The following is a 6,112-nucleotide window of genomic DNA, read 5'->3' as shown; positions in this document are numbered from 1 at the left end:
CAAGAACCGACTGTAGGTCACCGGGCAAACGAGTAAAATGCTAGCATTTTGCGGCGTTTGCCCTATCCTGCATCGCAGTGAAAAGAACTCACCTCGTGCGCTATGATAAACCGATGATAAAAGGCTGAAAGAAGCACTGCAAGCCGACGGGCTAACATTATTTCTTCACAGCTGATCATCACTGGTTGCCTCAGTGCTAGTGTGCTTTGCATCAGGAACCAGAAGACGATACCACGGCATTTTTTTGTTAAGCAGCTCCATCAGGGGAGTGGCAAACAAACTCAATCCCCACAGCGTTACGATTACTGGAATGGTGAAATTTTGCGGCGTCCAGAACTGGCGTTCAAGGTGGAACCATGTAACAACACAGAGCAGGCCACCAATCCAGAAAATAGCTTTACTGAAAGCACCCAGGATTGCCAGAGTAATAACAGAGACTAAATGCAGTGCGCCAGCTGTAGCAAGACGTAGATAAAACCAGAACCATTTAGAGTGCCGGATAACCGGGTTGCCGTTCTTTTCCCGCAATCGTTTTTTACGTTCCCGGATGATCTCTTTTTTCAGCTTACCTCGTTCAGCTCCCTGCGGAAACTCGTAGATCTTAGCCATGTTTCACCTCACTTTGTTTTAGGAGGAACTGCTTTATCAAATTCTTTTAAGAATGCACTATCTTCTTCACTGAAAGCCGTTAATAAATCATCACCGTTTCCAGAAAATTCATCTTCATCAACTATAAAATCAAACTGTAACTTACTTACTTTCCGGCCTTCTTTTTCAAAAACAGAAACGCCGATAAAAGATATTTCAGTTTTTTTCTTTATTTCTGCTATTGATTTGTTAAGTACATCCCGTTTAAATATAGGGAAATCAGGATATTTATATTCAGTATTACCGTCACCATCAAATGTATAAGCAATCAATTCATCTTTCAATTCTTCTATAGAAATCACAAAAGAATTTTTCTTTTTGAAGTTAGAGTAATTTTTTCTTATCAACTGATATAAAGATGAAGAGTATTGACTACTCAGACGGAGGCTGGCAGTAAGTAATTGCGTAGTGAATTTATTTTTTTTACCAATTAGACTTGATATATATGGTTCAATTGTACGGGTGAATTTAAGGGATAAGTACCCTTCATCCTTAGAATATGCAATCCATTCAGTGATGTTGAGATCTAATTCATCTGGTGTATTTTTTGAATTGAAGGGGAGGTTAAGCTCTTTTGCTAAAGCAATAATATCATCCCCTCTCAAAGAGATCTTGCTCGCACCTAAAATCTTTCCACCTTCTTTCAACTGCCTGTAAGCCAACGAAGGGGTAATTTTGGCAAGGGAAGCCAGATCTTCAGCTCTAATATTGAAAATTCGCCCTCGTTCAAGAGGCTCTTTACTATCAATAGGAGCTAACGCCATATACATTACACGCTTAGCGGGTAAAGGGAGTTGGGCTAAAGTATGGTTTAGTTCATTTCTGTGACGAATCTTTGTTTTTTTATTCACATCCATCATAACTTTAAGTCTCATCATGACCTCACTATTTTCTCCATCCTACCAATCAAAACATGAGATTCAAATTTTTTTTCTCATGATGTGATATGAAGCGTTGTACAGAACGTACAATCCACTCATGTTTAGAAGCCCTGAGATAGTACATAGCATGCTCAGAGAGGAACAGCGGGGGAAAAATAAGAATAAAAAATATACTGTTTTCATGAAGATCCGAAGATCTGAAGATCTTCAGATAGATCTGTGGATTCCACGTACTAAGCTCTCATGTTTCACGTACTATCCTCTCATGTTTAACGTACTAAGCTCTCATGTTTAACGTACTATCCTCTCATGCTTAACGTACTAAGCTCTCATGTTTCACGTACTATCCTCTCATGTTTAACATTTTTTCCTATTTTTTATCAGTAACTTACAAGCCTCCTAAGTCTTTAAGTTTTTAAAGAAAAGAAAGAAAAGATAAGTCTTTTAATGCAAAAGGGTTGTGGATAACAGGCATTAAAAATTCAAAGGCAGATCCATGACAGCGCTTGCTACAGCATTAGAGATTCAGTTGCTCAGACGTGACCCCAGCGCGAAAGTGCTCTTTGCAACCCTACAGAAATTCCGCTTCCTCGCTCACTCGCGGGCTTCGCCCTGTCGTTCGGCTGCGGCGAGCGGTGTGATCTCTCTGAAAAGATCCTAGCGCGATCCTTTATCGATCCAATCCTAAAACGCAATCAGAAGCCCTCAGAAGCATTTTAACGGCTTTTACCCGGTCATGGTTCAACGGAGCGGGTAAAATGCGCTTAGAACGTCATACAGCTCGTTTTTACATAACAAGCCAAAAATTAGCCTGGGGTGATCTCCGCTCGCACAGGATGCCAGCAAAATTTCACGACTGGCGACGGTGGCCAATCGTTTTTTGCTGGCAATTGTCGTGTAGAAGCTGGCACCCGGATTCATTTTTTGCTGTCAGGCATCAATCGGTTTCAGCAACACGCCCCGTAATTCGCTGCTAACGCATCTCATAACGCGCAGATACAGCGCCCCGCGCCAGTGTTTCACACTGACCCGGCGTACCGTTCGCAAGCTCACGCGCTAACTGCGACAGGCTAAACATCGTCTGATAGCCAGAAATTGGCCTGGCAGGGGTGAGGGGGGTTATCGCTCTCATTCGGGCTTGTTGGTTCGCCAGGACTGGCGAACGTCTCCGGCGCGATGTTACGACAGCGCATTATGTAACTACAGTTCGCGCCTCTTTTAGAAACACCTTCATGTTCATGCACGGTAAAGCAATATACATCTTTATACAATCTTTACAATGTAAAGCATTAAAAATGATTCCATAACCATCATTTGATGGTATAATGAATTTGTTGGTTGGGAATGGTTCCCTGCCAGATTCCAGAAGCCCACACGGGCGGGAGCGAAAAATGAATATTCAGGAAGCATTAAACGTTTTTGGTTTATCCGGTGATCTGACTGAAAAGGACATCAAGGCGGCATACAAAAAAGCGGCTTTAAAATATCATCCAGATCGCAATCCATTGGGTGCCGAGCTGATGAAAGCAGTAAATGCAGCGTTTGATTTTCTCATGGCTAATATTGATAAAATCAATCAGTTTCAAAGCACTGATGAAAATGCACGTTACAACTACGGTGAAGATCTGGAAAAAGTTTTGAATACGCTTTCCGGCCTTACAGGGATTGTTTATGAAGTCATTGGTAATTGGGTCTGGATTAGCGGAGAAACTAAAGAACACAAAGATATTTTAAAGGAAATGGGCTGTAAGTGGGCATCGAAGAAAAAACAATGGTTTTACCGTCCTGAAGAACACAAAAGCCGCTGGAACCGTAAAGAACACAGTATTGAAGAAATCCGTGAAATGTATGGTACAGCGGGTAAACGTAAGGCGTCAGGCTGGAGACGTGTAGAAGCTAGCGCATAACCGGAACGGGGGCGAAAGCCCCCTAGAACATGGCAAAGATTGATACGGAGACACGTTGATGAAAAACAAGACCATAACGGAAGCGGAGCTGATAAACATTTTTGAAAGTTACGGAGCCTACATTTTACCGGATGAGATCGAAGTTACAGCCAAAGAATGCAATGAAAATGGTTCAGTCTTACACCGTGGCTTAAACGCAGAAGGATGGGCGCATCTTTTTGCAAAGGAAGAAGCATATCAGCAGGAATGCGAAGCCCAGGAAGCTGCAAGTGATGATGGATACTTTGACGAATAGTCTTAAAACTGCCGTAATTCGATTTACGGCTTTTTTGTTGAGTTCAAAAGGCTGAATCAGATGAAAGAACAGAAAAATTTCTTTGAACGGTATAAACCTGTGTTTGAAATCGTTTGTCGAATCCTGGGGAGCGGTTGGCGTGTAAACCTGCTCGATGATTGCCAGTACAGGATTAAGCTAACCTCACCTCAGTTTAAAAATTACTCTATACATATTCGAATGGAGAAAGGAAGGTTAGTTATCATTGGAAGCGTAGACAGTCGAAGCTGGAGAAGTCCTTACCATACTTGCACATTATCGCCAGAACGTAACCCTGTAGAAATCGCCGCCGATATTGAAAAGAAAATCCTGACGGATGCTTTAGATAATGTAGATATGGCGCGAGAATATGAACAACAGTTACAGAGAAAACGCGAGCAAAAACAGATCCTGAAAGGAATGTTATCTCGTTTAGTGCGTCTTGAAAGCTGGCATGGGACATTAACCGGGTTTAAAGTTGAGAATGGGTTAGATGGTAACGTATCAGAACGGGGCGACGGATATGAAATGGTAATTCGTGGCCTGAGTGTGGATCAGCTCATAAAGGTAGCGGGGTTTATTAAACAGTTATGAGGCAAAAAATGAATGAGATCCTGAGCGACAGGAAAAACAAAGGTAATGTAACATACAGGATTGTTGTATCTGAAGATGCAACACGTTTGTTTATTGAACTTGAAAAACTGATGAAGGTACGCTCTAAAGAAGAGGATAAAAAAACAACTAAAAAGGTTGTTTTCCAAAAATCATTTTATCATGAAGAATTCTGTAACGTTAAAGATGAAATTGATGATCCAATTTTATTGCAATTCTATTCAGATACTATCGTGAAGGTACAAAATCATGAGTTTTAAACCAACACCTGAAGAGGTTAAACAAGCACGTATCAAAGCTGGCTTTACGCAGCAGGAAGCCGCTGAACGGTTTGGTTTTACGTTATCAGCCTGGCAAGCCAAAGAAACATCCGGTAAAACATCTCGCGGTTTAGCCGCTGGTACGTATGAATTACTTTTGCTCCTGGCTGATGAACATCCAGATTACCAGCTCGTTAAGCGAGAAAAAAATCAGGATAAAGTGACTAAATAAATTGCATTACCATCATATGATGGTATAATTTGTTTGTAGGTCGGGAATAGTTCCTTACCATGATCCAGTAGCCCAAACGGGCGGGAGACTAAAATGAACACTTATGTTATCACTTTCCAGGCTTTAAACACTAAGAAAGAAAAAATCACCTGCTCCGCTTTTGTCCATTCAGAAACTCTCTTCCTTGCCGTTCATTCTTTCGAAGATAAAAATCGCGGTCGTGGTTATGTCATCACGTCTGCTAGTGAATTGTTGTCCGAGGAATTGACGGCGAAAAATTCCCTCAAGAAAAATATTAACTTTTGGTTTAATGAATGTGGTTTAAGTAAATCTGAGGTTATAAACGAAGTAACTAACTGGAAGAATTTCGCATATACCCTTAAAGAACTGGAGGAAGCCAAAAATGAAGCGATAAGAGAACTGCGGAGTTAATTAATTAAGGGTGGTATCAGGTTGTGGAGGCAACCTGATACCGTGACACTCAATTTCCTCGCGAGGAATATAAAATGTCGGAACGCATGTTATCAGCAATACAGACTGTTGAAAAGGGTGGGCGTCCAGTTTTTCCCTTGATGCCATTCTCTGCTTTTCCTGAGTACATGGCATTACTCAGAAAAGCCCTGGAAAAGAAAGAAACAAAAGCACTGATAAAAAAACAGGAGGTGCTATGAAAAAACAGGAATTTTTAGATTTTATCAGTGCAGAACAGAGGCGGGGAGCTGTCCGGTTTTCGCTGGGATTTAACAGCAAAGGGGAAATTGTATTGCACTGGACTAACGAGGCCGGGTTAAGAGTCTGGAGTATACTAAGCGGTAACAGGGGTAAAAGTCCCAGCCGGGCAAACCGGGAAAGAATGAGTAACCTCCGTCGCTGGCTCCATGATGCCCGTCAGGGCATGGAAGGCGACACACCAGAGGCAGAATAAAATTCCCGTTCCTGAATCGCCGAAGCCCTCCCGTTTACGGGAGGTGCTTTTTTGTATATTCCGCAAAACAGCGCTCGCGCTCCCTGCCAGGCCATTCGCGCAGCGAATTTATTTCCACCCAAGCTAGCCGCAAATCCGTTGTTTCCGGTCGCAGACGCACCAGATCACAGCCATGATAGCCTTTCATTTTTTGCATTTCGATGGACGCTGAAGCACAATTTGAGTGTGGAGGTAGTTCATTGCGATGCAGGATAGGGCAAACGCCGCAAAATGCTAGCATTTTACTCGTTTGCCCGGTGACCTACAGTCGGTTCTTGTTGGAGAGATTTATGAA

Annotated in this window: 10 protein-coding genes; 8 read left to right on the top strand and 2 right to left on the bottom strand. The window is 42.2% G+C overall.

Annotated features, from left to right (window positions below):
- Window positions 1-165: 165 nt before the first annotated feature.
- A complete protein-coding gene (locus tag V3W49_RS22335; protein WP_500148145.1) occupies window positions 166-609 on the bottom strand; it encodes a hypothetical protein in 444 nt (147 codons plus the stop codon).
- Window positions 610-617: 8 nt separating this feature from the next.
- Window positions 618-1,523 carry a replication initiation protein gene (locus V3W49_RS22330; protein WP_065806191.1) on the bottom strand — a complete coding sequence of 302 codons (906 nt, stop codon included), beginning with the start codon at window positions 1,521-1,523 and terminating at the stop codon, window positions 618-620.
- A gap of 1,397 nt (window positions 1,524-2,920) precedes the next feature.
- Between V3W49_RS22330 and V3W49_RS22325 the strand changes: the two genes are divergently transcribed.
- From V3W49_RS22325 to V3W49_RS22290, 8 genes are all read left to right on the top strand, one after another.
- A complete protein-coding gene (locus V3W49_RS22325; RefSeq protein WP_001549904.1) occupies window positions 2,921-3,436 on the top strand; it encodes a DnaJ domain-containing protein in 516 nt (171 codons plus the stop codon).
- 58 nt (window positions 3,437-3,494) lie between these two features.
- Window positions 3,495-3,731: an RNA-binding protein gene (locus V3W49_RS22320; RefSeq protein WP_065806172.1), complete on the top strand. Its 237-nt coding sequence runs from the start codon at window positions 3,495-3,497 to the stop codon at window positions 3,729-3,731.
- A gap of 60 nt (window positions 3,732-3,791) precedes the next feature.
- A complete protein-coding gene (locus V3W49_RS22315) occupies window positions 3,792-4,343 on the top strand; it encodes a hypothetical protein (RefSeq protein ID WP_500148144.1) in 552 nt (183 codons plus the stop codon).
- Window positions 4,344-4,351: 8 nt separating this feature from the next.
- The gene (locus V3W49_RS22310) at window positions 4,352-4,621 is read left to right on the top strand and encodes a hypothetical protein (protein WP_074423240.1); all 270 of its coding nucleotides are present in this window, start codon (window positions 4,352-4,354) and stop codon (window positions 4,619-4,621) included.
- Window positions 4,611-4,853, top strand: a complete 243-nt coding sequence (locus V3W49_RS22305; protein WP_000008707.1) for a hypothetical protein — start codon at window positions 4,611-4,613, stop codon at window positions 4,851-4,853. The genes V3W49_RS22310 and V3W49_RS22305 overlap by 11 nt, the downstream gene beginning before the upstream one ends.
- Window positions 4,854-4,946: 93 nt before the next feature.
- Complete coding sequence (locus tag V3W49_RS22300; RefSeq protein ID WP_500148143.1) at window positions 4,947-5,285, top strand: hypothetical protein; 339 nt, start codon at window positions 4,947-4,949, stop codon at window positions 5,283-5,285.
- 74 nt (window positions 5,286-5,359) lie between these two features.
- A complete protein-coding gene (locus V3W49_RS22295) occupies window positions 5,360-5,524 on the top strand; it encodes a hypothetical protein (protein WP_162838210.1) in 165 nt (54 codons plus the stop codon).
- Window positions 5,521-5,778, top strand: a complete 258-nt coding sequence (locus V3W49_RS22290; RefSeq protein WP_004199355.1) for a hypothetical protein — start codon at window positions 5,521-5,523, stop codon at window positions 5,776-5,778. The genes V3W49_RS22295 and V3W49_RS22290 overlap by 4 nt, the downstream gene beginning before the upstream one ends.
- The last annotated feature ends 334 nt before the right edge of the window (window positions 5,779-6,112 follow it).

The organism is Rosenbergiella sp. YN46, from assembly GCF_036620675.1.
Classification (GTDB): Bacteria; Pseudomonadota; Gammaproteobacteria; order Enterobacterales; family Enterobacteriaceae; genus Jejubacter.
The sequence above is the reverse complement of the archived record's forward strand: the minus strand, read 5'-3'. Positions and strand labels throughout refer to the sequence as shown.